Raw genomic sequence first — 24,956 nt, 5'->3', positions numbered from 1 at the left:
ATAAAGAAAAGAGGGATCATTTATGGATCAAATGGTGTTGAAAACGCAGGAATGGCTAAACAAAACCTACAGCGGAAAACACGGTTACAACAAGGTTGAAGAGAACGGTAAACCAAGCTGGGAGACGATTTACGGTTTAACGAGAGCATTGCAGATTGAGTTAGGCATCGCAGAGCCCGCTGACAATTTCGGACCGGCGACAGAAAGTAAGTTTGTTCCGCTAAAAAAGCAGGAGAAAACTGAAAAACCGACAAACTTAAATTATATTCTGCAAGGTGCTTTTTGGGTGAAAGGAAAAGGATTTAATCCCGGCGGATTAACAGGCAACTTCTTTGAGGGTACAGAGGATGCCGTGAAAAGATTTCAGAAAGCCGCGGGCCTGGCTAAACAAGACGGTGTTGTCACAGCACAGCTCATGAAAGCACTGCTCAACATGAGCGCTTTTACATTGGTTCGAAACGGTGATACAAAAATTCGTCAAATTCAGCAAAACCTAAATCGGGATTACAATCATTATTTCGGACTCATGCCTTGTGATGGTGTTTATTCCCGAGAGACAAATAAGGCGCTGATTTATGCTTTGCAAAAAGAAGAAGGCATGAGTACAAGTGTGGCAAACGGCTTTTTTGGCCCAGGTACAACAAGCAAATGTCCGACACTCAAACCAGGTGATTCAAGAACCAAATTCGTGCTGATTCTTCAATACGCATTATATTGCAACGGCTATCCTTCGGGTGATTTTGACGGTGTTTATGATGCGGAAGTCGAATCTGCCGTCTCACGTTTTCAAAGCTTCATGTGCTTGCCTGTAACGGGAATTGCCAACATGGCGACGATCAAAGCATTATTGGCAAGCTCCGGCGATACTTCACGTGCTGCCGCGGCCTGTGACACTGCCACGATCCTAACGGCCGCCACTGCAAAAACTTTACGAAGCAACGGATATAAAGTGGTCGGCAGATATTTGACAGGCAATGTGCGGACAAGCAGCGGGCTTCAATCAAAAGCGATGACACCTGCCGAGCTTTCAATCATCTTTAATGAAGGTTTGAGAGTGTTTCCGATTTATCAGGACGGCGGCTACGAATCCTCTTATTTCGTACCAAACCAAGGAACAACAGATGCGTATGCCGCTGTCAACGCAGCGCAAGGATTAGGCTTCCCATCCGGCACCACCATTTATTTTGCCGTTGATTTCGACGCTTATGATTATGAAGTCACAGACAAAATCATCCCGTATTTTAATGAAATCAGAGCAGTGTTTGACAAAATGCAAAGCATTCCGAATTCGCCAACATATAAGATCGGCGTGTACGGGCCTAGAAACATCTGTATCAGAACAGCCGACGCCGGATTGACGGAATACAGCTTCGTCGCCGACATGTCAACCGGCTTCAGCGGCAACCTCGGCTACACGATGCCGCAAAACTGGGCCTTTGACCAATTCTACGAATATTCAATCGGCACAGGCAGCGGCGCCATCGGTATTGATAAAGACGCTTATTCTGGCAGAGACAAGGGAACAGCTAATGTCACCCCGTCGTCAGATCCGGTCTATGACGCACGAGTAAGAATGTTGAGAAATGTTTTGGCAAATATCCCGGCACTGAGCAGTATTTCTGAACTATTTACAACAATGTTTATTTTTGATAAAACTGAGACAGTTTACGAGTCTCTATACTTAGATATTACGTTATCTACTTCACTGAGATTTAAAAAGCCAAGTGAAACATCACCGGGCACACTACAAGTTAAAAACGGAAAGGTCGGAGCATCCATTACCGAAGTATTAGGAAACTCAAAAACATCATTGAGTTCTTCACAAATTCATTCGTATGATGAGCTTTTAAAGAATATCGGCTTGTCGGTTCGTAACGGATATATCATGGTAGACGTTTCACCTTCTGTTGAATCTTTGGATCTTTCATTAACGATATTCAGCGATGAAATTCCGGTAGTCGATGGTACAAAAACTGAAATGTCGGCTACAATTACCTTTAAAATTAAGAAATTATATGTCTCACCTAACAAACCAGTTGCAGCTCCTGTAGAAGCGTTACCAATCGATTGGGGAGCAATTGGGGTTGCAGTCGGAGGATTTATGGTAGCTGCTGTGGGTGTAGCAGCTGTTGTCATAGCGGGAATTGCAGCACCTGAAATCGCTATTGGCACGGCAGTGTCCGCTGTGTTATTTGCAATATTTGGTGAAACGACTGATTAATTTGTTTATTTAATGAAAACTGCATAAATACATAATATAATGTATTTATGCAGTTTTTCCAAATCTTTAATATATAAAATATCGTGGAGGTATTCATATTGAACACAGACAAACAAGTATTCATTGAAACGCAGAAAACAGCCAAAACCCTTAAAACTTACCGCGATAAGAGCGACGAAGAGCTATTAGCCTTTCTCGCTAAACAAGATTCACTGACCTTAAATCAGCTGAAAGTCTATTACTCAGATCCTTCATTTGCGCTTCATTATTTCATCAGTGCAGCATTTTTCAGTATAATATTGGCTTCGTTCATAACTGCAATTCTTTCTGGTCAAGCAGATTCGATATTCCCTTTCATTTCCGGCATCTCCATTATAATATTAGCTGTCATATTTACGGGGTGTTTATTCTGGGTGCTTAAACAGCTTGTCATCCTGAAAAAAAAGCCGATTCAATTCATTACACACTTTTCCAAGAAAGCCGAGTTTGCACGTATCGTAAAAATGATTGATTATGTTTTACAACAAAAATACAAAAAGGCATTAAAAAATATACCGAACCAATAAAATCTCATGTTTTTTATGAATAGGAGTGACAATCCAATGAGAAACGAAAAACAATTATTTCAAAAAGCTGAACATACAGCCAAACTCCTTGAGTCTCACAAAAGTGACGAAGAGCTGCTTACATACCTTGCAAATCAAGAATCTGTTACATTAAATCAGCTAAAAATCTATTTTTCAAATCCAAGTTTTACATTAACGTATTTGATTAAAGGGATTTTTTTTAGCAGTATGACTGCTGTCATTATGGCGACCTTTTTATCTGGTCAGATCTCCTCCCTCAACCATGGTCTTTCAAGGCTATTTTCATTCTTCTTCATGTTCTATCTGATCTTCTCTTTTCTTTGGATCGTCAAGATGCTGATCTCCTCGCGAAAAGGACCGATGCAAACAATCCTGCACTTCCAAAAAAGAGCGGAATATTCCAGAATCACGGGTATGATTGATTTTATTTTAGATGAACGTTTTAAAAAAGAGTTTGATTAAAAAGCAGAGAAACATTACCTCTGCTTTGGTTGGTCTATTAAACAAAAAAGAAGGACAAAAGACATGCAAACAGACAAACAATTATTCGAAGAAACAAAACAAACGGCTGAAGCTATATTGTCATCGAAAGCTGAAAACGATGAAGAGCTGATGGCATACCTCGAAAAACAAGATTTATCCACGTTAAACCGGCTGAAAGTTTATTTTTCAGGTCCAACGCTTAAAATCAGCCACGTGATCAAAGCTTCGCTTTATAGCTCCATTACCGCCGGCATTATGACTGCTATATTTTCTGGTCAAGTCGTCTCCATTTCATATGACATCGAGCATACTTTTTTTCCTTTGATATTAACCATATTACTTTTAGCCAGCTCCATCTGGGTGTTCGGCACGATCACTAAATCACAAAGAAACAAAGACCAAAACTTTTTACACTTTAGAAAAAAATCAGACCATGCAAAAATCATCGGGATGATGAATGTCATTCTGGAAAATAAATATAAGGATATGTTAACCACAAAAAAATAAAGAAGGCATCCTCTGATGCCTTCCCTCATCATATCACTCGCCACTAGACATATTCTGTCTTCTCTCCTGCTCGGCGATGATTTCATTATCTTCCGCATTGTCTCTCGTTACTTTCTGCGTCAAAATCGCACCGACCGCAACGAGAATCATCACAGCGATGTAATAGCCTTTTTCATTGAGCTGCAAGTTATCGGCGTTGTAAAGACCGATGCCGAACAAAAAGACCCCCGCAAAAAATGTGAAATATGACATGACTGTAAATGCCGTTGTGTTTCTTTTTCTGTATTTCTGCATCTTAATACCTCCTAAAGAATACAACTATTATACTTGATTTACATCTCCAGAAGAAGAATGATCTTCCTTTTCACACACAATTTAGTAAAATTGTCACACCGTGATCAAATAGGCCTATGCATATAAAAAACCGGGGATATCCCCGGTTTTTAATGCTTTTCGATTCCAAGAACAGCTTCTGCAATATTGACGGCATGGTCGCCGATTCTTTCCAGGTTGCTGGTGATATCGACGAAGATCACGCCGGCTTGTCCGCTGCATAATCCGTCGTTTAAGCGAAGAATATGCTTTTTGCGAAGCTTGCGTTCCATTTTATCAATTTGATTTTCTTTTTCGATGACACTTCTTGCAGCTTCTTCATTATTTTCGCCAAGTGCGGTGATGGACTCCTTAACGGTAGAAATCGTCAGATCAAGCATTTCCGTTAAATCGGCCATCGCTGCTTCGGAAATTTTCACCCGGTTGGATTGCTGGTACTCACCAAGCTCAACCAAGTTTTCGAAGTGGTCGCCGATTCTTTCAATGTCTCTGACGGTATCCATCAACTTATGATGTTCTTCAGATTCCTGTTCAGAAAGCGTAGTGGCTGACAGTTCGATCAAATAATCCGTAATCTTCCGGTCCAAATTGTTGATCGCATCTTCTATCTGAAATGCGTTTTGTGCATGCTTTGCCTGTTTTGTATTTAAAAATTCCTTTGTTTCCTCAAGCCCTTTTACCGCAAATTCACCCATCCGCAAGACTTCTTCTTTCGCCTGGCCGAGAGCGATAGACGGTGACTGCTGAATAAACAGCGGGTCAAGATGTGTTGCTTTATAATCGACGACCGAGTCCTTGCCTGGAATTAGCTTTGTGACAATAAAAGCCAAGACACCGACGAACGGCAGCTGAATCAGTGTGTTCGACGTGTTGAAGATCCCGTGGGCAAACGCGATCATCATCTTAGGGTCAAGCCCTAAAGAAGATTGAAGCATGAGGATCAACGCTGTGAAAGGCTTTAGCAAGATCAGGAAAATCGTTGTTCCAATCAGGTTGAACAAGACGTGAACGGCAGCCGCCCGTCTTGCAGCGACGGAAGCGCCAAGCGATGCCAATACAGCGGTAATCGTCGTTCCGATGTTGTCCCCGAACAGTACAGGCAGAGCGCCGTGAATATCAATTAATGAATCGGCAAACAACCCTTGGAGGATACCGATGGTTGCACTTGAACTTTGGACAAGAACCGTGAACAGAGTGCCGATAAGCACGCCAAGAACAGGGTTCGTACTCATGCTGACCGTTAAATCATGAAAAGCTTCAAACGTTCGAAGCGGCTTCATTCCGCTGCTCATCAATTCCAAGCCATAGAAAAGCGCACCAAATCCAAACAAAACTTGTCCGAGGTTTTGAAATTTTTTGTTCTTAAAGAAAAATAGCAAAAACGATCCAATGGCGATGATCGGCAGCGCATACGCACCGACATCAAAACCGATGATAAATGCCGTAACCGTCGTTCCGATGTTTGCCCCCATAATGACGCCGATCGCCTGGCGAAGGGTCATAAAGCCGGCGCTGACGAGACCGACAGTGATAACGGTCGTGCCGGAACTGCTTTGAATTAAAACCGTGACAATAATACCTGCCAAAACCCCCATCAGAGGGTTGCTTGTAAAACGATCTAAGATGTCTCTCAGCTTATCTCCTGCTGACTTTTGGAGCCCATCTCCCATAAACTTAATACCTAAAAGGAAAATACCGAGGCCGCCAATAAATTCAAAAAGCAATTTCTGCACATCTATTTCCAAAGTGTTACCCTCCTAATTCGACATAAATCAACAAACATGTATGATTATGATGGAGATTAAAGCTTATGTAAACGATTCATATTTAAAATTTACAATAACTTAACATTAGCCCTTTTGGATTTACATTCTCTTAACATTACCCACTTCCGAATAAAAATACGATGTGGATTGATCAGAACTTTTGGTTGAGTAAACCGTATATCAAAACAAAGGGGGACACGATATGCCACATTCAACCGACGGTTCAAACATCAAAATTCCGAAAACGAAAAGCGAACGGATTTGCGATGGAATTGGCTATCTCTTTTACATTGGATCGATTATTTTTTTGATCGCCGTTTGGGGAACGCTTCCCGAACAAGTGCCCGTACATTACAATGCTCTCGGTGACATCGATCGCTGGGGATCGAAGTGGGAGCTCCTTATTTTACCCGGAATCGGATTCTTTATCCTTCTGTTCATGCAATTGCTTGAGAAATTCCCTGAGATGTACAACTACCCCAAACGCCTGAACGAAAAAAACGCCGGACAGTTTTATTTGCTCAGCCAAAAGCTGGTCAATCGAATCAAAAACGCCTGTTTCATCATTTTTTCCCTCATCTTATTTGAATCGGCATCGATTGCTTTGCGCTGGGGAAGCGGATTTGGCGGATGGTTTCTTCCGGTGATCATACTCGGCATCGTCATACTTATCGCAATAAGCGTCATTCAGCAAAAAAAGATCAAATAATGTTCGCTACTATTCGTTCACAAACTTATGAGACACGATCGCGATTTGGTACAACAGCACCGGCCTATATGGCAATCGTTCTGAAAAACTTTGTCCTGGCTTATCCGCTGCAGCTATTCATTATTGGCCCCTTAGTCAGAAGTCTCTTCACTAGGTTTTTTCAAAGCAAGCTTAGGCGGCGGCGCCTCATTAAAAAAAGACACGAGCGGCCCCGAAGGAACACCACCGCAAAAAAGGCGGGCTTTCATGCCCGCTCCCTTTTTTACATCACATGCTTAATGCCTTTTTTCACTAGGTACCAATTGGCTGGATAGCTGGTGAAAAAACCGATGATCATGGCGATTTGCATCATCAGCCAAAAAACAGGGCTGTCCGGTTTCGGACTTTCCGCAAAGAATACAAAGTGCACAAGCGCCATCCAGCCAAACATCCCAATCTCAAACGCGATTAATGACCATGTATCCGCTTTAAGGGCGGCTGATAAACGGCTTTTCCCATGGGCGCCCATGCCGTAATATTGAAAGACGATCCCAAGAATAAACGCCAGAATAAATTCGACTGCAAACTCTGCAAACAGCATGCTCCCCAAAACAGTCCAGCCAAGGAGATAAACAAGAGGAGCGCCGATCAAGTCTCCTAATGAACAGCCGCTCGTGCAATGCGTCGTTGATATGAAAACGCTTTGCCAAAACGGTTTATGATCATTTCCCGCTTGTTCAGTTTGTCTTCCCAATGAATCGTACGCCCAAAAACCGATAATCGGAAAATATAAACCAGTCACCGGCCAGACAACATTCATGATCGGCAAATGCTGCGGTCGCCTGATGACATCTATTGTGATCACGGCTGCCTGAACAAGGCCTATGGCGATTCCTATATAAGAAAACATCTCTAGAACGGCCATATATGATCCCCCCACACTTCAACCTTCTGAGAAAACCATACCCGGAAGGCTTCCATTTAAAACACAAAAAAAGTGATGGACATGATCCACCACTCTTTTTTCTTATTCAATTGTCTTTTTCCTGCCGAACGGCCACCAGTTCCCTTCTCCAAATGTCACAATCAGCGCCGGAATCAACAACGGAAGGATGATGAGTCCGTAAAGCAGAAGACCGACAATCACAACGGTAGCCACTTGCATGAGCGTATTGACCCCTGACGGCATCATCGCCGCGAATGTGCCGGCCAAGATGATCGCTGCTGTTATAATGACAGAGCCCATCTTGCCCATTGACTTGACGATGCCTTGATGGATGCCGAGGTGCACCTCTTCTTTGAACCGATCGAGAAGGAAGATCGAATAATCGATTCCTAAAGCAATCAGAATCACAAAGCTAAAGAACGGCACAGCCCAGCTGACTCCGTCATTTCCCAGAAGATCAACAAACATGAACTCCGTGATCGACATCGACGTATAATACGTGATAAATAGAGATGCAATCATATAGATCGGCATAATCATAGAGCGGAACAAAATGGTCAATACTAAAAACAGCCCAATGATCATAATGACCATCGTCCGGGACAGGTCCGTTGTGGAGATGTCTTTTAAATCCGCGTTCTGGCTCGATACCCCGCCGTATACAATATCCGCATCATCAAAAGGTGTGCCGTCAGCCGCTTCATTCACGACTTTTTTAATCTGATTGACGGTCGCAATCGCCTGTTCTGAATAAGGATTGATGTCTAGGACGACGCTTAATTGAACACCTTTGCCATCTGAAAACGAGTAGTTGTTAATCGATTTTTTAAAATCTTTGTTTTTCATCACTTGTTCGGGAAGGAATATGCCTGTGTCCTTCACCGCAGAGCTTTTGCTCATGTTCTCCAGCATGTCAGCGGATGCCGTCACACCATCGGTGATTTTCACAAGACCGTCGTTTGCGCTCTTCACACCGTCCGCCAGCTGGCCGAGACTACCTGTTAAAGCGCCGGCTTGCTTTTGCTGTGACGAGAGCTCGCGGTCGGCTTGCTCAAGCCCGTTTTGAATCTGTCCCAGCTGTCCGCTGATGGCCGTCAGCTGCGGCACCGCTTGTGAGACATCGCCTGTTTGGGCCATCTGCCCGCTGACGAGCTGAAGCTGGCTGTTGATTTTCCCCAATCCATCCGCCGTATCAGCAAGCGAGCCGCCGGATGATCCATTTGCTGATGAACCGCCCGTTTGCCCCGCGATTTTTCTCAGCCCATCTTCCACAGTTGTTAGACCGCTTTGAACATCAGCAAGTCCTTTTGTTGTTTGATCCAGGCCGTCTGATACGGCTTTCAGCTGGTGATCAATACTTAAATCTTCTATTTCTGTTCCAGTCGGCTGTGTGATGGTCATGACCGAATCAACATGATCGACTTTCTCGATCGCTTTGCTGATGTTTCTGAGATAGGGGATCGTTTCCGCCGTCGTCAGCTTGTCATCCCCTTTGATGACGACATTGACAGGAAAAGCTCTCCCTTCGCCAAGACCTTCTTTAATCGCCTCCAAGCCTTTAACCGATCGATAGCTGCTGCTGATCTCTGAAGTCGAGTCAAAGGAGATTTGATCATCATGCGTCAGCATAAACGGCACGGTTATGATGGCTGTGATCACGAGAAACAGGAATGGCCGCGCCACCGAATGCCTTCCAAGAAAAGCCCACAATCGATTATCATGATGAGAAAGAACCTTTTTGGACGGCCAAAATAATTTATCGCCAAGTGTTGCCATAAACAATGGCAAGAGCGTATACAAGATGATCATCAAGACGCCGACTCCGACGGCGACGCCTACAGCGGATTGGAAGACGGCAAACTTGGCAAATCCCAAAACGGCAAATCCGATCAATACGGCAAAACCGCTGATAAACAATGTTTTCCCCGCCGTACGGTAAGCGATCAGCGTCGATTCGACCTTGTCATGTCCGTTGGCCAGCTCTTCGCGGAAACGCGTCAAAAGCAGGATGCAATAATCCGTCCCAATCCCGAACAAGATGGCGACGAGAAACGTTTGCGTAAAGGTCGAAATCGGAAAGCCAACATTGTCGACTAAAATCGCTAATAAGGATTGGCTGATCAAATAGGAAAAACCGACAACAATAATCGGAACGAAAGGCGTGACCACTGAACGGAAAACGACCAGAAGCAAGCCGATAATCAAAATGACCGTGATGACTTCCGTTTTCTTCAGCCCTTCTTCTGAACTGTGGGCAAAATCCTGATTGATAAGGGACGCTCCCGTAATATAGGCGGTCATATCATCGGGAACCATTTGATACATACGATCCGCCATTTTTTCCACCTGTTGATCAGACCCCGTCACCGTTACAGGAATGAGGACCGTTTTCCGATCCTTTGACATCAATTGATCGCGGATCTGCTTGTCGCCTGACAGAGGAGATGTGACACCTTCCACTCCATCAATCTTTTGAATTTGGTCTATGAATTCCTGCATATTCTCTTTTTCATTTTTCTTTAAGGCATGATCCAGCGCAAAGACAACACTGACCGTGTTGTTGTTTTCCCCGGCGCTTTTGAGAATATCCTTCGCCCTCTCGGAGATGGAATCAGCCGGAAGCTGAGCCTGCCCCTTTTCATTGGCGAGCTCGGTCAAGTTTGGCGAAAATATGCTCAATATGACCGTCAACGCTAAAACAACCGCCGCGATGATCCACTTACTTTTGACGATAAATCTCATGGCGTGTGGTCTCCTTTAAATTTATTCTTTAGAATTTTGAATATTTCAATAAAATCGTCCAAATGTTCCTCATCTGTATCATCAATCAGTTTTCTTAATGATTGAAAAACGGCTGAATTTAATTCTTCCATCATTTTTTCGCCTTTTTCCGTTATGTTGATCAGCTTGGATCGTTTGTCACGATTGACTTGCGAATCATCCCATTCGACAAACCCTTTTTCCAGCATTTTCTTCAATCTGTTGGATATAGCGCTTTTATGTACGTTTTGGATGAGCGCCAAACTTCCAGGTGAACAAGGTCCTTTGATTTTCAGAATCGTCAGCAGGTCAGCCTGTTCCCTGGAGATGTGCTGAAAGACATCGTCATTGATTTCACGCTGTACAAACTCCGTGCCTTCAAACAATACCTCTGCAAACAGATCGATCGCTTGACACAACTTTTTTTCATCCAACATTTTCACCTCTGTATTGGTTTATACCTCTAAACTTTATTCATAATGAATATAGTTTATACCTGTAAACTATATGATGTCAACTGGATGTTTAGACATAAAAAAAGAGCCTGAAGTTTTACAGGCTCTCTTATTGTTGCGGAGGACAACGCCGCTTATAACTTTGTCTCAGACATTCCAGCAACGATTTGCGCAAGCGCTTCTTTTATCGGAGTCAACGGGCGGCCAAGGACGTTTTCGAAGTCATCGCTCTCGACTGCAAGTGTGCCTTCGCGAATCCCTTTTTGGATGTCGACAAGCATCGGAACAAGGAAATCGGGTAAACCGGCGTTTTTCATCACTTCGGCATAGCCGGCGTCGTCAACGTGTTGAAGCGGCACTTCTTTGCCCAATACTTCGGACAGGACGGACACCAGTTCATCTTGCGTCAATAAGCGGCCGGAAAGCTCATAGACCGTGTTTTCGTGTCCGTCTCCCGCAAGCACTGCTGCCGCTGCGTCTGCATAATCCTGCTGCAGCGCCCAGCCCACTTTGCCATTGCCGGCCGATGTTACCCAAGGTGCACCTGCCAGAACGCCTTGGATGCTTGAGATTTCGTTTTCCAAATACCAGTTATTGCGCAGAAAGGAATAAGGAATTCCCGTTTTTAAAATGGCCTCTTCTGTCGCCTTATGCGTCGGCGCCAGGAAGTTTTCGCTTTCTCGCGCATTCGCGATGCTCGTATAAGCGATGAATTGAACCCCGGCGCGCTCTGCGGCAGCTACCGCATTGCCGTGCTGCCGAATTCTTGTTTCATTATCGCCATCCGCAGAAATCATCAGCAAACGGTCGACACCTTTAAACGCGGCATCCAATGTTTCCGGCTGATCAAAATCTCCATGGCGCACATCCACCCCGCGCGCTTTTAAGCTTTCCGCTTTTTCCGGATTGCGGACGCTGACCGCCAGCTGATCCACCGGTACAGTTTCCAGCAGTTTTTCCGCAATTTTTGATCCTAATTTTCCAGTTGCCCCCGTTACTAGCATTTTCATTTCAAATTCCTCCTGAATGTTTTAACCTCTATCTGTAACAAAATTTGTTACACTTTATGTAACTATCATAATTACAAATAGGCTGCTTTGTCAACAGGAATGTCCTTTAACTTGGAAGTAGACGACATATGCCCTCTCGGCCGTCTTGTCAATATGGAAATAATAGAGTAAGATGTTGTTATTGATTTTGGTCGACTGTATACCGTCGACCATTAGATTGCACGAAATCAGGTATTCATAAAGGAGAAGAAGGAACATGTTGATTGTGCTCGTTATGTTTTTATTAGGTCTTGTGCTTGGCTTTGTCGGAGCCGGCGGAGCCGGATTCGTTATCGCACTGTTAACGATGCTGTTTCACATTCCGATTCATACAGCATTGGGAACGTCTCTGGCCGGCATGGCTTTTACAAGTTTATCAGGCACGTACAGCCACTTTCGCGAAGGAAATATCAAGCTGAAAATCGGCTTAACCGTCGGCTGTTTTGCTGCAGCCGGATCCTTTGGAGGGGCTAAGCTGACTTCTCTTATACCTTCAAGTTCATTGCATTATATGACCGCAGGAATGTTATTTTTATCAGCCATCCTGATTTTAATCAGATTGTTCTTTTTGAAAGCAAAAGAAGCTACCCAGGAAACGAACCTTGCCTTTTGGATCAAGGCCAGTTTATTGGGAATCATGGCCGGCATTCTGTCCGGAACGTTCGGAATCGGCTCTGCGCCTTTTATTCAAATCGGGTTGATGATGATGCTGAACCTGTCGATTCGCCATTCCGTAGGAACGACGATGCTCGTCATTATTCCGCTCTCGTTAGGCGGAGGGGCCGGCTATATTTCAGAGGGATTCGTCGATTATATTCTATTGCTCAAAATCTTGGCCGGTACGATGTGCGGTGCATATGTCGGGGCTAAATTCACCAATGTCCTGCCGAAAGCCGTCTTGAAATCAGGTTTATTTTTAACTCCTGCCGTTTCAGGGTTCATTCTCTTGTTTTAATTCAGTGCCCGGCTTGCAGCCGGGCATTTTGTTTATCCTGCACTTGCAGTGGTTATAGTGGGAGATAACGAAGGAACCTGTGGTAAAATACGAAATGAGAACGAATACGAGGATGAGAAGCGTGATTGAAAAACCAAAACCGTTTTATGAACAATCCTACCACGCGATTAAGCGAATGATTTTTGAAGGGAAATTAAAACCCGGTGAACGAATCGCCGAAGCGAAGTTAGCCAAAGAGCTCGGCGTCAGTAAAAGCCCTTTAAGAGAAGCGATCAGGGTTCTGGAAAAAGAGGGGCTCATCGTCATCGACTCAAGAGTGAAGGTCTATCAGCCGACAATAAAGGACGTTGAAGAAATCTATTTTTGCCGGATGGCGCTTGAATCATTCGCTGCGGGATTGACGACAAGAATTGCAACGGCAGAGGAACTGAAAACGATTGAAGATATTTTGCAAAAAACGGAAGAAGCCATCCTTCAATCCAAGGATCAAAACACAATTATCGAATTAAATGATACATTTCACGACTTAATTATCCAATATACACAAAACAATCTATTGCGGAAACAGCTCAACGATTTGGAAGGGTTAATTTATTATTTCCGCATTTTGAATTTTCAAGGAGAAAAACGGGCTGAAGCCATTTTGGAACAGCATCGCGAAATTTTTCACCATATGAAACAAAGAGACGATGAGCAGGCATCAAAAGCGATGATCCGCCACCTTCAGCTTGATCTTGACCACTTAGTCGAAGTGCTGTCTCATCAATAAAAAGGGCGGCCTTTCTTACGGCCGCCCCCTATTTTTAATAGAAAGAAACAAATTCATTAACCGGCTTGCGATATCCTCTCAAGCGTCGGCTGCTTTCTTTTTCTTTGCCGATCGTTATCATGAGGACGATTTCATGTGTATCCGGGATCTCTAGCAACTCGCGGACCTGATCGCTGTCAAATCCGATCATCGGACACGTGTCCCATCCCCGGTTCTTGGCGGCGAGCATAAACATCATCGCAGAAAGAGAAGCATTGCGAATCGCCTCTTCCTTCATGAATTGCTCCCCTCGCGACTCGTAAAAATCGGTATTGTTTTCGATCATTTCCTGCAGCTCAAAGTCCTTAATAATTCCTAGATCCCTCATGCCTTCATTGATTTTTTCCGTTTGCCGGTAGGCGTAGCGGTCTCCCGTCACTAAAATCACAGCAGAGGCTGAATGCACTTTATATTGGCCATTCGCAGCTTCCCTGACTTTTTCTTTTAAATCCTTATCCAATACCACTTTATACTCTGCATGCTGCAAATTGAACGCCGAAGGCGCTAGCTTGATATCCTCAAAGATAGGCTCCAAATCTTTCACCGTGATTTGAACATCTTCCAGAAAATTATTTGCAGAGTGGCGCGTTTCGATAAGCTCGTTAAATTCCATTCTCAAAAACTCCATTCATCTATCCTTTTGCATAAATTTCCTTACTTATATGATCGGCGATAAGCTCCCGATTGTTTAGAGACGCTCTCGAAAATGGAGGAATGAATCAAAGAGAACGCGTTACAATCGGAAACCGCCGGGTAGTGTCGGGCTTCTGTTGATAGACATGTACAAATGCCTTGTGACCGGCGCCATTGCAGCTTCTGTCATCACGATTTGGTTCAGCATGAAGGTAAAACTGAGAGGGGTAACTTACCTTAACTATCACATTATGTAATATCATAATGCGCTCAAACGAACTCAGAAATAACTTTGTATGATAACTTGTTCATTTTATTTGTTCTTCGACCCTCGTATTACTCATCAATCAACCATGATACGCCAAAATCAAAATGCTATAATTGAGAAAAAATGTGAAAGAAAGCAGCGTGTGAACTATGCAGCCATCCTTTTTGCCCAGTAGCGCTTTTATTGATCCAAATGGCCAGAATATTAAGGAAATCTCAATTCTTGTTGATCAAATCGTCAAATTCGTCATTGAGCACGCAAGAAGCGCCGGGAATCACCGCACTTTGCCTTCCCCGGAACCATCGCATTACGGCAATATACCCGAGACTGGGGTCGAATTAGAAGAGCTTTTAAAAAAGTTGCAGGCGATTGTAAAAAGCTCCATGAATCCTCTAAGCCCGAATTATATGGGGCATATGGATTCCATTCCGACTCTAATGTCTTGTCTGGGCGAATTCGTCAGCACTTCAGTGAACAACAATATGCTGAGCCTGGAAATGTCGCCTGTCTTTTCAAAAATGGAAGTACAGCTTATGGGCACCATCGCCCGTATGTTTGGATACGATGATAACTCAGGGGGCGTGATGACAAGCGGCGGGAGCCTCGCGAATCTTCAAGCGCTTGCAGCAGCGCGCAATCATCAATTAAAGGTAAAGGAATCGGGATTATTCGATCTTTCCGAACAGCCGGTCATCTTTGCTTCAGACGTCAGCCATACTTCCTTGCATAAAGCAGCGATGTTGTTGGGCCTCGGTACCTCCAGCATTATCCCAGTGAAAAGCAACAGCGATTCGAAAATGGATCTTGACGATTTAAAAAAGAAAATCAGTCAGGCAAAAAATGAAGGCAAGTTGCCATTTGCGATTGCAGCCACGGCCGGAACGACGGTCACAGGAAGCATCGACCCCATTCGATCGATCGCTGACATCGCAAAGGAAAACGGATTGTGGCTGCATGTAGACGCAGCGTACGGGGGAGCACTCATTTTTTCAGAAGCTTACCGCGACAAGCTAAACGGTATCGAAATGGCCGATTCCATCACATTCAATCCGCAAAAATGGATGTACATTGCAAAGACCTGTGCAATGGTTCTATTCAAGAATCGCGGCGTTTTGGAAACCGATTTTCGCATTTCCGCCCCATATATGAACGAAACCGACTTTACAAACCTGGGTGAAATAAGCGTTCAAGGCACCCGGCATGCGGATATCCTAAAATTATATTTATCGCTTCAACACATCGGATTAAAAGGATACAGGGAGCTGTTGCATGGAAGCCTTGCATTAAAAGATGAGTTTATCAATCAAGTGAAACAGCGCCATTATCTCGAACTGTCCGGCGAGCCGGATACAAACGTTGTCTGCTTTAGAGGCATCCCGCAGGGCCTTGATGAAGCTCAAAGGGATAACTGGAATCTCGAATTGCAGCAGTTTTTGTTGAATGAAGAAAACGTCTTCTTTTCATTGCCTGCATTTAGGGGAAACCGCTGGCTCCGGGCCGTTTTGTTAAATCCTTTTATCTCAAATACCCTTATTCAAAGGGTATTTGAAAAAATTGATGAGTTTTATGCTCAGGGGATATCGCGTTAAATGAATAAACAGACTTTGAAAAGGAGGAGAAATATGACAAGGAAAGTTGGCACAGAGGAATCCATTCAAAGATGGAACCGATTTGCCGATGCGTATGCCGCCAATCATACCGAACAAGGAGACATTCACAAAGAAGTTTTTTTAAACCCGGCTTTATTTTCCTTAATGGGAAACGTCAAAAACAAAAACGTGCTTGATGCCGGCTGTGGTGAAGGGTATTTAAGCAGAATGCTGGCCAAAGCGGGGGCTCGCGTAACGGCAGTGGACTACTCGCCGAGAATGATCGAAATCGCCAAAGAAAGAACGCCGAACGGCCTGCCGATTCGTTATCAACAGGGAAACCTCGAGAACTTGCATGACTTGGAGGATCAAAGCTTTGATTTGATCGTGTCCAACATGGTGATTCAAGACCTCGCCGATTATGAAAAAGCCTTTCAAGAAATGCATCGCTTACTCGCAGACAGGGGCTGTTTTATTTTTTCGATTTTACATCCGTGTTTTATCACCCCGGAAAGCGGCTGGGAGAAAACAGCCGACGGCCATAAGCTCCACTGGAATGTTGACCGATACTTTTATGAAGGTGCGTACGAACAAAGGCTGGGTGATCAAGAAAAAATACTATTCTTCCATCGAACCCTGACAAGCTATATCAATACTTTGCTTCACACAGGTTTTCATGTAGAAAACATCGTCGAACCAAAGCCGGCAAAAGAGATGCTCGAAAAATACCCTTCATTTGCAGAGGATTTGAGGTGCCCTGATTTTATTGTTTTTCAATTAACAAACTAAAAAGCAGGCGGCTTTGCCTGCTTCATTTTTCCTTTGCTAACTTTATAAACAAGAAAAATATTACGATCACGATGCCATAATTTAAAGGATTACTAAAAATACTCATATTTAAAGCGATTTGCAAAAGAATCCACAAAACAAAAATAACAGTTATAGAAGGTAATATTAATTTATTCAGATGACATCACCTTTACCAAATTAAAATAACGGGGAACCTACATCTTCCCCTCGTTAGCTGTTCTTTTTACAAGAAGCCGCAGCACCGGTCAAGCCTCCGCCGACACCACCAATCATAAATTAACATAAAAAATAAGTCGCATCCGTGGGATTTCCAAATAAAAATATAAAAATGAATCCATCTTATTATCAATTGGTTACAAACCATTTTATAAGGAACTTTATTGCGGCCTAAAAAACTAATAGGATAAGCTTAGCTTAACTAACCAGTGCAGCTTATGTTGTGTTGTTCTTTGCGGATTAGATGTAGAAACAGTTCGCACCTAAGCAAAAAATCTCTAAAAATAAAAAAGTACTAGTCACGAATCAGCAACTAGCAAGTGGATTAACATTTTGATTGCTTCACTCTTGAGATGGTTATCCCATCGCCGATCGGCATCAAGAGGGATTCCAATTGAGGATGATTGGCGACGGTTTTATTGAAGACCTTCATCACGTCCGTATGCCGTCTCGGTTCAGCATCCTGATCTGCCACACTTCCGCCCGCAAGCACATTGTCGGCAATGATTAAAGCACCCGGCTCCGCCAGTTTTATGCAATACGCCAGGTAATGTTCATAGTTGCCTTTGTCGGCATCGATAAAGAAAAAATCAAACCGCTTCTGATCGCCGGCCAGCTTTTCCAAGCTTTCTAGCGCAGGTCCTGTCATATAGGAAACCTGATCGCCAAAGCCGGCTTTTGAGAGGCTGTTGTAGGCTAATTTTGCATAATTCTCCTTTAATTCAAGGGAAGTTAATCTTCCTTTGGAGCCGAAGCCTCTTGCAAGACAAATCCCGCTATAGCCTCCGAGAGCCCCTATTTCCAAAACATTTTGCGCCCCTGAAATCGATACAAGCATCGTCAAGAGCTTACCGGAGGAAGGAGAGACCGATATCGGGGGCATTCCGTTTTCTCTGATCGATGAAATGACTTCCTCTAACAGGGCATCTTGCTTAGAAAACACTGAATCGATATAACGGTTAATTTGTTTCATTCTTCTCCTCCCTCTCTAAAGACTCTTTCCTTTCCGTTTCGCTTTCATCGATTTCAAACAACCGGGTAAATTCGTTAATGATCATATCAATGGCTTTTAATTCACCGACTAATATTTGCTGAATCGACTGAAATTCTGGTTCTTCCAGCTGCTGCTTAATGGTGGCGCGCTTCAGATGCAACGTCTCTAAAAAAGTAATCGCTCTCCCCCGGCGAAAAGTTTTTGGTCCGCCTTTATGACGCTCACCGCGGTGATATCCGTCTTTTTTAAAGTCTTTATGTCTCATCGTAAGGCTCCTTTCATTCGTTATGTTTTGAATTGTATACAAACGTATACATGATGTCAATACAAAAGAATCCTTTGCAAAAACATGATTGATGATAAGTGACTATGCTTGCTCCCCCGCCTCGTGTGATTCGTCTGAAAAAGATTAGAGAGCTGTACAATAACAAAAAATCGCCCCTAAAATTGAATGGGCGATCTTCGCTTATCTCCATATTTACTCTTGTTTTTACTATTTGTTTGATCTATGTTTTATTGTTTTGAGACCTTTGAAAATTCCAATTTATCCACTTCTTTATGTTTTTTGAGAATATGTTCAATGGCGTCTGTAGCCGCCTGTAAAGCTTCTGTTTTGGATTCATACCACATTCGCCCGAATCCAATTTGTTCCAATTCAGCAGCGCCAGCGGACAATTGGTTTGAAAGATGGAAAGGAAGGTCAGGCCAAAACTGCTCATTTCTTTTAATTTGAAAAGAAAAAGACGCATTTTCCCCGGGGACATTCGCGATTTCAATTTCAGCAGCGGGAACTCCCCGAAAACGAAATCTGTATGTTTCCACCTTGCAAACAACACTGCCCACATGATCATGCTTGAGCGGGTAATCCGACATTACAAAGATACATCCCCCTTTTGCTTCATACGTTGATCTATGTTTGCAATTGCAGCTCTTAAACATCAGCTTTAGATTTCTTTTTGTAATCGGAGAGCCAACAGATCTTGTAGTAAAATTCTCGCTCCTTCAGGACTTAAGACAATTCCTCCTGATAGTGTTTTATTTAGATCTGTTACCTCACCGGTTACAAAGCAAGCTCTGCCTTCCAAATATTTACGAAATATAATTTTTTCACCTTCAATAAAAATCTCTATTGGATCTCTTTCGTTAATCTTCAATATCTTTCTTATTTTTTTCGGCAAGACCACTCTTCCTAAATCATCCATTTTTCTGATAAATGCTGCATTTTCCAAAAAACACCCTCCTTATCTTTCTGTTCATTTCTTGTTGTCAAACTGTCCTCAGGTAGAATGATTTTTAGTGAAATTCCGAAGGCAGTAGCACTTTGGCTGCATATAAATTCATTTTTCCACAGTTCGTACATACGATCGCAATTGAAGGAATGGCTTCAGCCCCAACGCTCAAAACAGAGGAATCATCTTGTAAATCCAACCTTGCAAAGGGCTCTATCATTACCATTTCATCATGCTTGCAATTTTCGCATGGTTTCAACAGCCCCCTTTTTTGAATAATGTCCATAATTTTATTTTTTAATCCTTCAGAAAATTCCATATATTCACCTCATAAAAAGCTAATGAATGAAAGAACGACTTGAAAAATTTGTCATGGAAAGAGTTTTATATGATAGTTGGCATTTTTATAACCAAAATCCATTTCATTAGTGGCAATTTGTATATTTATAACTTTTAATTAATTTTTATTTATTAAACAACAATTGATGATAACTGTCAATAAAATGAGACATCCATTTTTACCATTTAAATCATATCCATGCTTGCAGATGACCCTATAGAAAAAGACAGCAAGTGGTATGTCCAATAGTAAGTCATAAAATCTCACAATGTTTGCTTTAGATTCAAATAAGTCGCAGGGATTCCCTGCGACTTATCATCATACTCTTTTTCCGTAAATAATGTATCGTTTCGGCGCATTGCCGATATACGAAAAGGGATAACAAGTCGTAAGAACGAGCTCCTCTTTATCATGTTGCAATGTAATGATGGAGGTATCATTTTTATCAACAATTTTTGTTTTTTCGATCTGATATATGAAACTTCCATATGACAACAAAACTTTTAATTGGTCGCCCTTTCTTAGTTCTCCTGTTCGGCGAAACACGGTATCCCGGTGCCCTGATAATACGATTTGTCCGTTTTCATTTGGATAGTAGCTGCCTTTATAATGTCCGACACCTTTTGCCAAATCATCTGCATCAGTTCCCTCCACAATCGGAAGCTCCGCATTTATTTTAGGAATCTCCAGAATACCGACTGCTTCTCCGAACTTAGGCTTGAACGACGCTTGTTCTGTTTGAGGATGCCCAATCGCAAGCTTAGCTTCTTCCAAAGTGACTTCCGTCTTTTTGCTGGTATCTAAGACTTGCCAGATTGCATAACCTATAAGAACAAGTCCGGCTGCAATGAACAGTATTGGAATGTACTTTTTCACGGCAGGAATCTTAGACATTTCTCTTTCTGCGCATATACCAAAGGACCGCTCCTAATAACAACAATCCTAAACCAACAACAAGCAGGTTATACATATTTGTTGCCGTATCCGGAAGCTCATGTCCTCCAGCTGTATCCTGAGGATCTGAAGGATTTGGCTTTTCAGGATGGTTTGGTTGATTAGGTTCGCTTGGCTTTCCAGGATCCTTCGGTTCAACCGTGATGTTCTTTTCTGGCTGATCAGGCTTGTCGACATTGCCGCCTTTTACGACAGCTACGTTTTTAATCGTTTTGCCGGAATAGCCGGAATTGATTTTCGCTTGGAATGTCACGGTATGCCATTCGGTATCCGTCACATCGCCGATTTGACCGGATGCTTTGCCGTCAGTAACGTCGCCTTTGTCTTTATCTTTGGCGTCGCTCACCGACTTGCCGTCCACTTTCAGCGTGCCTGATACGTATTCCAGTCCTTCTGGCAGTTCATCGGAAATGACGAGGTTTTCGACTTGGCTGTCCGCTGTCGTGTTACGGGTTTTGATCGTGTAGACCACCATATCTCCAGCTTCATACTGATCCTTGCCGGTCTTCATGTTCTTCGCTGTTTTCTCTGACTCTAAGCCAGGTTCTCTCGGATCAACGACGATTTCATTGTGCGGATCCGGCGGATTTGTGTTGTCCCCGGTAATCGTTCCGGTATTTTCAATCGTCTTGCCGGATTGACCGGCTTTCACTTTCACTTCAAATGTCACGGTGTGCCATTCGGTGTCCGTCACATCCCCAATTTGGCCGGATACTTTACCGTCAGTAAAGTCGCCTTTGTCTTCATCCTTGGCGTCGCTTACTGACTTGCCGTCCACTTTCAGCGTGCCTGGCACGTATTCCAATCCTTCTGGAAGCGCATCGGCAATCACAAGGTTCGTCACCTTACTGTCTTCGATTGTGTTTCGCGTCTGGATTGTATACAGAAGCGTGTCTCCCACTTGTGGGTTGTCCGCTGTATTTCCATCCGCTTTCTCTTGGATGCTTGACGTTTTCTTTGATTCTAGGTCCGGATTGCGCGGATACACAACGATTTCATTGTGCGGATCCGGCGGATTTGTGTTGTCCCCGGTAATCGTTCCGGTATTTTCAATCGTCTTGCCCGCTTGGCCTGGCTTTACTTTCACTTCAAATGTCACGGTGTGCCATTCGGTGTCCGTCACATCGCCAATTTGGCCGGATACTTTACCGTCAGTAAAGTCGCCTTTGTCTTCATCCTTGGCGTCGCTTACTGACTTGCCGTCCACTTTCAGCGTGCCTGATACGTATTCCAGTCCTTCTGGAAGCGCATCGGCAATCACAAGATTTTCAATCAAGCTGTCTTCCACTTTGTTTCGCATCTGAATTGTATACAGGAGCGTGTCTCCCACTTCTGGATGATCCTTATCCGTGTTCCCATCTGCTTTCTCTTGAATGCTTGATGTTTTCTTCGACTCTGTATCCGGGTCTTTCGGATCAACGACGATTTCATTGTGCGGATCCGGCGGATTTGTGTTGTCTCCTGTAATCGTTCCGGTGTTTTTAATCGTCTTGCCCGCTTGACCTGACTTCACTTTCGCTTCAAATGTCACGGTGTGCCATTCGGTGTCTGTCACATCCCCAATTTGGCCGGATACTTTACCATCGGTAACGTCGCCTTTGTCTTCATCTTGAGCGTCGCTTACTGACTTGCCGTCCACTTTCAGCGTGCCTGGCACATATTCCAGTCCTTCAGGCAGCTCATCGGCAATCACGAGATTTTCAATTAAGCTGTCTTCCACTTTGTTTCGCGTCTGGATCGTATACAGAAGCGTGTCTCCCACTTGTGGGGTATCTTTATCTGTATTTCCTTCCGCTTTCTCCTGGATGCTTGACGTTTTCTTCGACTCTGTATCCGAGTCTTTCGGATCAACGACGATTTCATTATGCGGATCCGGCGGATTTGTGTTATCCCCAGTAATCGTTCCGGTGTTTTTAATCGTCTTGCCCGCTTGACCTGACTTCACTTTTGCTTCAAATGTCACGGTGTGCCATTCGGTGTCCGTCACATCGCCAATTTGGCCGGATACTTTACCATCGGTAAAGTCGCCTTTATCTTCATCCTTGGCTTCGCTTACTGACTTGCCGTCCACTTTCAGCGTGCCTGATACGTATTCCAGTCCTTCAGGCAGCTCATCGGCAATCACGAGATTTTCAATCAAGCTGTCTTTCACTTTGTTTCGCGTCTGGATTGTATACAGAAGCGTGTCTCCCACTTGTGGGTTGTCCGCTGTATTTCCATCCGCTTTCTCTTGGATGCTTGACGTTTTCTTTGACTCTAAGTCCGGATTACGCGGATACACAACGATTTCATTATGCGGATCCGGTGGATTTGTGTTGTCCCCGGTAATCGTTCCGGTATTTTCAATCGTCTTGCCCGCTTGGCCTGGCTGTACTTTCACTTCAAATGTCACGGTGTGCCATTCGGTGTCCGTCACATCGCCAATTTGACCGGATACTCTCCCATCGGTAAAGTCGCCCTTGTCATCGCCTTCCACGTCGCTTACCGCCGTGCCGTCCACTTTCAGCGTGCCTGACACGTATTCCAGTCCTTCAGGTAGCGTGTCTGAAATTGCGAGATTCGTCACCTTACTGTCTTCGATTGTGTTTCGCGCCTGAATCGTATACAGAAGTGTGTCTCCCACTTCCGGATGGTCCGCGTCTGTGTTGCCATCCGCTTTTTGTTGGATCGTTGACGTTTTTTTCGACTCTACAACCGGATTGCGCGGGTACACAACGATTTCATTGTTCGGATCTGGCGGATCCGTGTTATCCCCGGTAATCGTTCCGGTATTTTTAATGGTGTTCCCGGCCTGGCCTGGCTGTACTTTCACTTCAAATGTCACGGTGTGCCATTCGGTGTCCGTCACATCGCCAATTTGACCGGATACTTTCCCGTCGGTAAAGTCGCCCTTGTCATCGCCTTGAGCGTCGCTTACCGCCGTGCCGTCCACTTTCAGTGTGCCTGGCACGTATGCCAATCCTTCAGGAAGCGTGTCAGAGATTGCGAGATTTGCAATCAGACTGTCTGTGACAGTATTTCGTGTCTGGATCGTATACAGAAGCGTATCTCCCACTTCCGGATGGGCGGCGTCTGTGTTGCCATCCGCTTTTTGTTGGATCGTTGACGTTTTCTTTGATTCAAGTACAGGAGGCTTTGGCTCGAATACGGGTGTGGATCGAGATGCTAAATCATAAACTAGTTTATCTCCAACCGTGCCGAGATAAGTAGTGCTCAGAGTCTCAGGATCAAGTGTAAATAATGTAAAATTAGTAGCATCAGCACCAGAATTCAGTAACATCTGGCCGTTAGGTAAGAAACTGAGTCCTCTTACTCCACCTTCTAATGGTTTACCATCCGAATTTGTTATTGGAATAACACGTAAAACTTCTCCAGTCTCAGGATTCATTTGGGCAATAGTGCCGGTTACGTTTGGAGCGAACCAAATATACCCATCACTATCAAAGACAAGATCTCCTCCTAATGTTTCTGGATTATAACCACTTATTACTCTGTTGGTAAAATCCCCGGTAGTTAAATCATACGCATACAAGTAGTAATTATCGCCATTCTTAGATGCGTAGTAATATTTACCATTATAAATAGCACCGTTTGCACTTTCACCTAGCCCCTCCAGTTTTGTTATGAACTGAGCTGCTCCGGTAGGACTAATTTTATAAAAGTTTGAATTAACATCATGTGCATAAAAAGCATTTTCAGTATCCGATACAGCTAACCCATTCGCGACATCTCCTGAAATACCAGTAATAGGAACACTTGCTTTGATAGTTGTTGGATTAGTTCCATCTAGTTGATAAAGTTCCAAAGTTTGTCCATAAGAGATGGTGCCACCAATAGCATACGAATCTGTATCATTAATCGTCACTGTCCCTGCTGCTTGAACAGAATTAGGCAAAACAGTCAGCAAGTTCCCCATCATCAATAAAGTAATCATAAACAGCATGAAACTTTTTCTAATCTGCTTCTTGTTGCGTCTGCTCAATAAGTACCTGTTCACAACATTCTCCTCCTTTCAACAAAGATAGCTAGGATGAATTGCTAGATATTGCGGCAAAATTCTGTGTTAAATCCTGTAACCCGATCTAGAAAAATCCTCCTTTCTTTGTGAAAAAATATTACCAATAACCCATAAAGATGCTCAATGTGATTAAATACTCATTTTTCAAAAACCGCGGAGACAAAAAATCAGCGAAAAGAAGCGGGCAAAATATAGGTTTTTACCAGTCTTGCAATGTCCGCTCCTTTTATGTTTTCTTGATTTATCGTGTCCGCCGAGTTGCTGAAGTCTCTTTAGCCTGATCCAGATATTTTATAATAGACTAGGCTTATAGAGTGTTTGAACATGATCATTCATTAACAGCTCGT

24 protein-coding genes and 1 pseudogene are annotated in these 24,956 nt (G+C 43.6%); 10 read left to right on the top strand and 15 right to left on the bottom strand.

Annotated elements, in window-relative coordinates; translation table 11 throughout:
• Window positions 1-22: 22 nt before the first annotated feature.
• From P3X63_RS01465 to P3X63_RS01450, 4 genes are all read left to right on the top strand, one after another.
• The gene (locus tag P3X63_RS01465; protein WP_077735811.1) at window positions 23-2,221 is read left to right on the top strand and encodes a glycoside hydrolase domain-containing protein; all 2,199 of its coding nucleotides are present in this window, start codon (window positions 23-25) and stop codon (window positions 2,219-2,221) included.
• 98 nt (window positions 2,222-2,319) lie between these two features.
• Window positions 2,320-2,787 carry a hypothetical protein gene (locus tag P3X63_RS01460; protein ID WP_003178521.1) on the top strand — a complete coding sequence of 156 codons (468 nt, stop codon included), beginning with the start codon at window positions 2,320-2,322 and terminating at the stop codon, window positions 2,785-2,787.
• Between the two features lie 36 nt (window positions 2,788-2,823).
• On the top strand, window positions 2,824-3,270 hold the full coding sequence (locus P3X63_RS01455) for a hypothetical protein (RefSeq protein ID WP_277692358.1): 447 nt from the start codon (window positions 2,824-2,826) through the stop codon (window positions 3,268-3,270).
• A 63-nt stretch (window positions 3,271-3,333) separates the two neighbouring features.
• Entirely contained in the window at window positions 3,334-3,798 is a 465-nt protein-coding gene (locus P3X63_RS01450; protein WP_277692357.1) for a hypothetical protein, read from the top strand.
• Between the two features lie 33 nt (window positions 3,799-3,831).
• Here the strand turns inward: P3X63_RS01450 and P3X63_RS01445 are convergent, their stop codons facing one another.
• Together P3X63_RS01445 and P3X63_RS01440 are read right to left on the bottom strand one after the other, a co-directional pair.
• A complete protein-coding gene (locus tag P3X63_RS01445) occupies window positions 3,832-4,092 on the bottom strand; it encodes a YiaA/YiaB family inner membrane protein (protein ID WP_026585686.1) in 261 nt (86 codons plus the stop codon).
• Between the two features lie 149 nt (window positions 4,093-4,241).
• Window positions 4,242-5,876 carry a Na/Pi cotransporter family protein gene (locus tag P3X63_RS01440; protein WP_026585685.1) on the bottom strand — a complete coding sequence of 545 codons (1,635 nt, stop codon included), beginning with the start codon at window positions 5,874-5,876 and terminating at the stop codon, window positions 4,242-4,244.
• Between the two features lie 223 nt (window positions 5,877-6,099).
• Here P3X63_RS01440 and P3X63_RS01435 point away from each other — a divergent pair, with 223 nt between their 5' ends.
• Both P3X63_RS01435 and P3X63_RS01430 read left to right on the top strand, forming a co-directional pair.
• Window positions 6,100-6,606: a DUF1648 domain-containing protein gene (locus P3X63_RS01435; RefSeq protein WP_277692356.1), complete on the top strand. Its 507-nt coding sequence runs from the start codon at window positions 6,100-6,102 to the stop codon at window positions 6,604-6,606.
• A gap of 62 nt (window positions 6,607-6,668) precedes the next feature.
• A pseudogene (locus P3X63_RS01430) lies at window positions 6,669-6,779 on the top strand (DUF2798 domain-containing protein); the annotation flags it as partial.
• An 89-nt stretch (window positions 6,780-6,868) separates the two neighbouring features.
• On the opposite strand, the gene P3X63_RS01425 reads toward P3X63_RS01430, so the two are convergent.
• From P3X63_RS01425 to P3X63_RS01410, 4 genes are all read right to left on the bottom strand, one after another.
• Complete coding sequence (locus P3X63_RS01425) at window positions 6,869-7,510, bottom strand: DUF4396 domain-containing protein (protein WP_026585683.1); 642 nt, start codon at window positions 7,508-7,510, stop codon at window positions 6,869-6,871.
• A gap of 102 nt (window positions 7,511-7,612) precedes the next feature.
• The gene (locus P3X63_RS01420; protein ID WP_026585682.1) at window positions 7,613-10,273 is read right to left on the bottom strand and encodes an MMPL family transporter; all 2,661 of its coding nucleotides are present in this window, start codon (window positions 10,271-10,273) and stop codon (window positions 7,613-7,615) included.
• On the bottom strand, window positions 10,270-10,725 hold the full coding sequence (locus tag P3X63_RS01415) for a MarR family transcriptional regulator (protein WP_277692870.1): 456 nt from the start codon (window positions 10,723-10,725) through the stop codon (window positions 10,270-10,272). The genes P3X63_RS01420 and P3X63_RS01415 overlap by 4 nt, the downstream gene beginning before the upstream one ends.
• Window positions 10,726-10,880: 155 nt before the next feature.
• Window positions 10,881-11,756 carry an SDR family oxidoreductase gene (locus P3X63_RS01410; protein ID WP_277692355.1) on the bottom strand — a complete coding sequence of 292 codons (876 nt, stop codon included), beginning with the start codon at window positions 11,754-11,756 and terminating at the stop codon, window positions 10,881-10,883.
• A 256-nt stretch (window positions 11,757-12,012) separates the two neighbouring features.
• Here P3X63_RS01410 and P3X63_RS01405 point away from each other — a divergent pair, with 256 nt between their 5' ends.
• Window positions 12,013-12,750 (top strand): sulfite exporter TauE/SafE family protein, encoded by a 738-nt coding sequence (locus P3X63_RS01405; protein ID WP_077735814.1) that lies wholly within the window; start codon window positions 12,013-12,015, stop codon window positions 12,748-12,750.
• Between the two features lie 112 nt (window positions 12,751-12,862).
• The gene (locus P3X63_RS01400; RefSeq protein WP_077735868.1) at window positions 12,863-13,519 is read left to right on the top strand and encodes a GntR family transcriptional regulator; all 657 of its coding nucleotides are present in this window, start codon (window positions 12,863-12,865) and stop codon (window positions 13,517-13,519) included.
• Between the two features lie 34 nt (window positions 13,520-13,553).
• Here the strand turns inward: P3X63_RS01400 and P3X63_RS01395 are convergent, their stop codons facing one another.
• A complete protein-coding gene (locus P3X63_RS01395; RefSeq protein WP_026585677.1) occupies window positions 13,554-14,171 on the bottom strand; it encodes a nitroreductase family protein in 618 nt (205 codons plus the stop codon).
• 437 nt (window positions 14,172-14,608) lie between these two features.
• Between P3X63_RS01395 and P3X63_RS01390 the strand changes: the two genes are divergently transcribed.
• Together P3X63_RS01390 and P3X63_RS01385 are read left to right on the top strand one after the other, a co-directional pair.
• Window positions 14,609-16,048: a pyridoxal phosphate-dependent decarboxylase family protein gene (locus tag P3X63_RS01390; protein ID WP_277692352.1), complete on the top strand. Its 1,440-nt coding sequence runs from the start codon at window positions 14,609-14,611 to the stop codon at window positions 16,046-16,048.
• 33 nt (window positions 16,049-16,081) lie between these two features.
• Window positions 16,082-16,837 (top strand): class I SAM-dependent methyltransferase, encoded by a 756-nt coding sequence (locus P3X63_RS01385; protein ID WP_277692350.1) that lies wholly within the window; start codon window positions 16,082-16,084, stop codon window positions 16,835-16,837.
• Between the two features lie 22 nt (window positions 16,838-16,859).
• On the opposite strand, the gene P3X63_RS01380 is transcribed toward P3X63_RS01385, so the two are convergent.
• From P3X63_RS01380 to P3X63_RS01345, 8 genes are all read right to left on the bottom strand, one after another.
• Window positions 16,860-17,015 (bottom strand): hypothetical protein, encoded by a 156-nt coding sequence (locus P3X63_RS01380; protein WP_236251296.1) that lies wholly within the window; start codon window positions 17,013-17,015, stop codon window positions 16,860-16,862.
• A 384-nt stretch (window positions 17,016-17,399) separates the two neighbouring features.
• Window positions 17,400-18,047, bottom strand: a complete 648-nt coding sequence (locus tag P3X63_RS01375; RefSeq protein WP_026585674.1) for an O-methyltransferase — start codon at window positions 18,045-18,047, stop codon at window positions 17,400-17,402.
• Window positions 18,034-18,333 (bottom strand): hypothetical protein, encoded by a 300-nt coding sequence (locus P3X63_RS01370; protein ID WP_026585673.1) that lies wholly within the window; start codon window positions 18,331-18,333, stop codon window positions 18,034-18,036. The genes P3X63_RS01375 and P3X63_RS01370 overlap by 14 nt, the downstream gene beginning before the upstream one ends.
• 248 nt (window positions 18,334-18,581) lie before the next feature.
• Window positions 18,582-18,941 (bottom strand): hypothetical protein, encoded by a 360-nt coding sequence (locus tag P3X63_RS01365; RefSeq protein WP_277692347.1) that lies wholly within the window; start codon window positions 18,939-18,941, stop codon window positions 18,582-18,584.
• Window positions 18,942-19,012: 71 nt separating this feature from the next.
• A complete protein-coding gene (locus P3X63_RS01360; RefSeq protein WP_026585671.1) occupies window positions 19,013-19,297 on the bottom strand; it encodes an AbrB/MazE/SpoVT family DNA-binding domain-containing protein in 285 nt (94 codons plus the stop codon).
• Between the two features lie 64 nt (window positions 19,298-19,361).
• Entirely contained in the window at window positions 19,362-19,616 is a 255-nt protein-coding gene (locus tag P3X63_RS01355; RefSeq protein ID WP_026585670.1) for a hypothetical protein, read from the bottom strand.
• A gap of 339 nt (window positions 19,617-19,955) precedes the next feature.
• Window positions 19,956-20,513, bottom strand: a complete 558-nt coding sequence (locus P3X63_RS01350; RefSeq protein WP_277692869.1) for a class D sortase — start codon at window positions 20,511-20,513, stop codon at window positions 19,956-19,958.
• Window positions 20,514-20,523: 10 nt separating this feature from the next.
• Window positions 20,524-24,534 carry an isopeptide-forming domain-containing fimbrial protein gene (locus P3X63_RS01345; RefSeq protein ID WP_481748575.1) on the bottom strand — a complete coding sequence of 1,337 codons (4,011 nt, stop codon included), beginning with the start codon at window positions 24,532-24,534 and terminating at the stop codon, window positions 20,524-20,526.
• Between the last annotated feature and the right edge of the window lie 422 nt (window positions 24,535-24,956).

Origin of the sequence: Bacillus sp. HSf4 (assembly GCF_029537375.1) — a bacterium.
In the GTDB taxonomy this organism is placed as follows: Bacteria; Bacillota; Bacilli; order Bacillales; family Bacillaceae; genus Bacillus; species Bacillus sonorensis_A.
The sequence above is the reverse complement of the archived record's forward strand: the minus strand, read 5'-3'. Positions and strand labels throughout refer to the sequence as shown.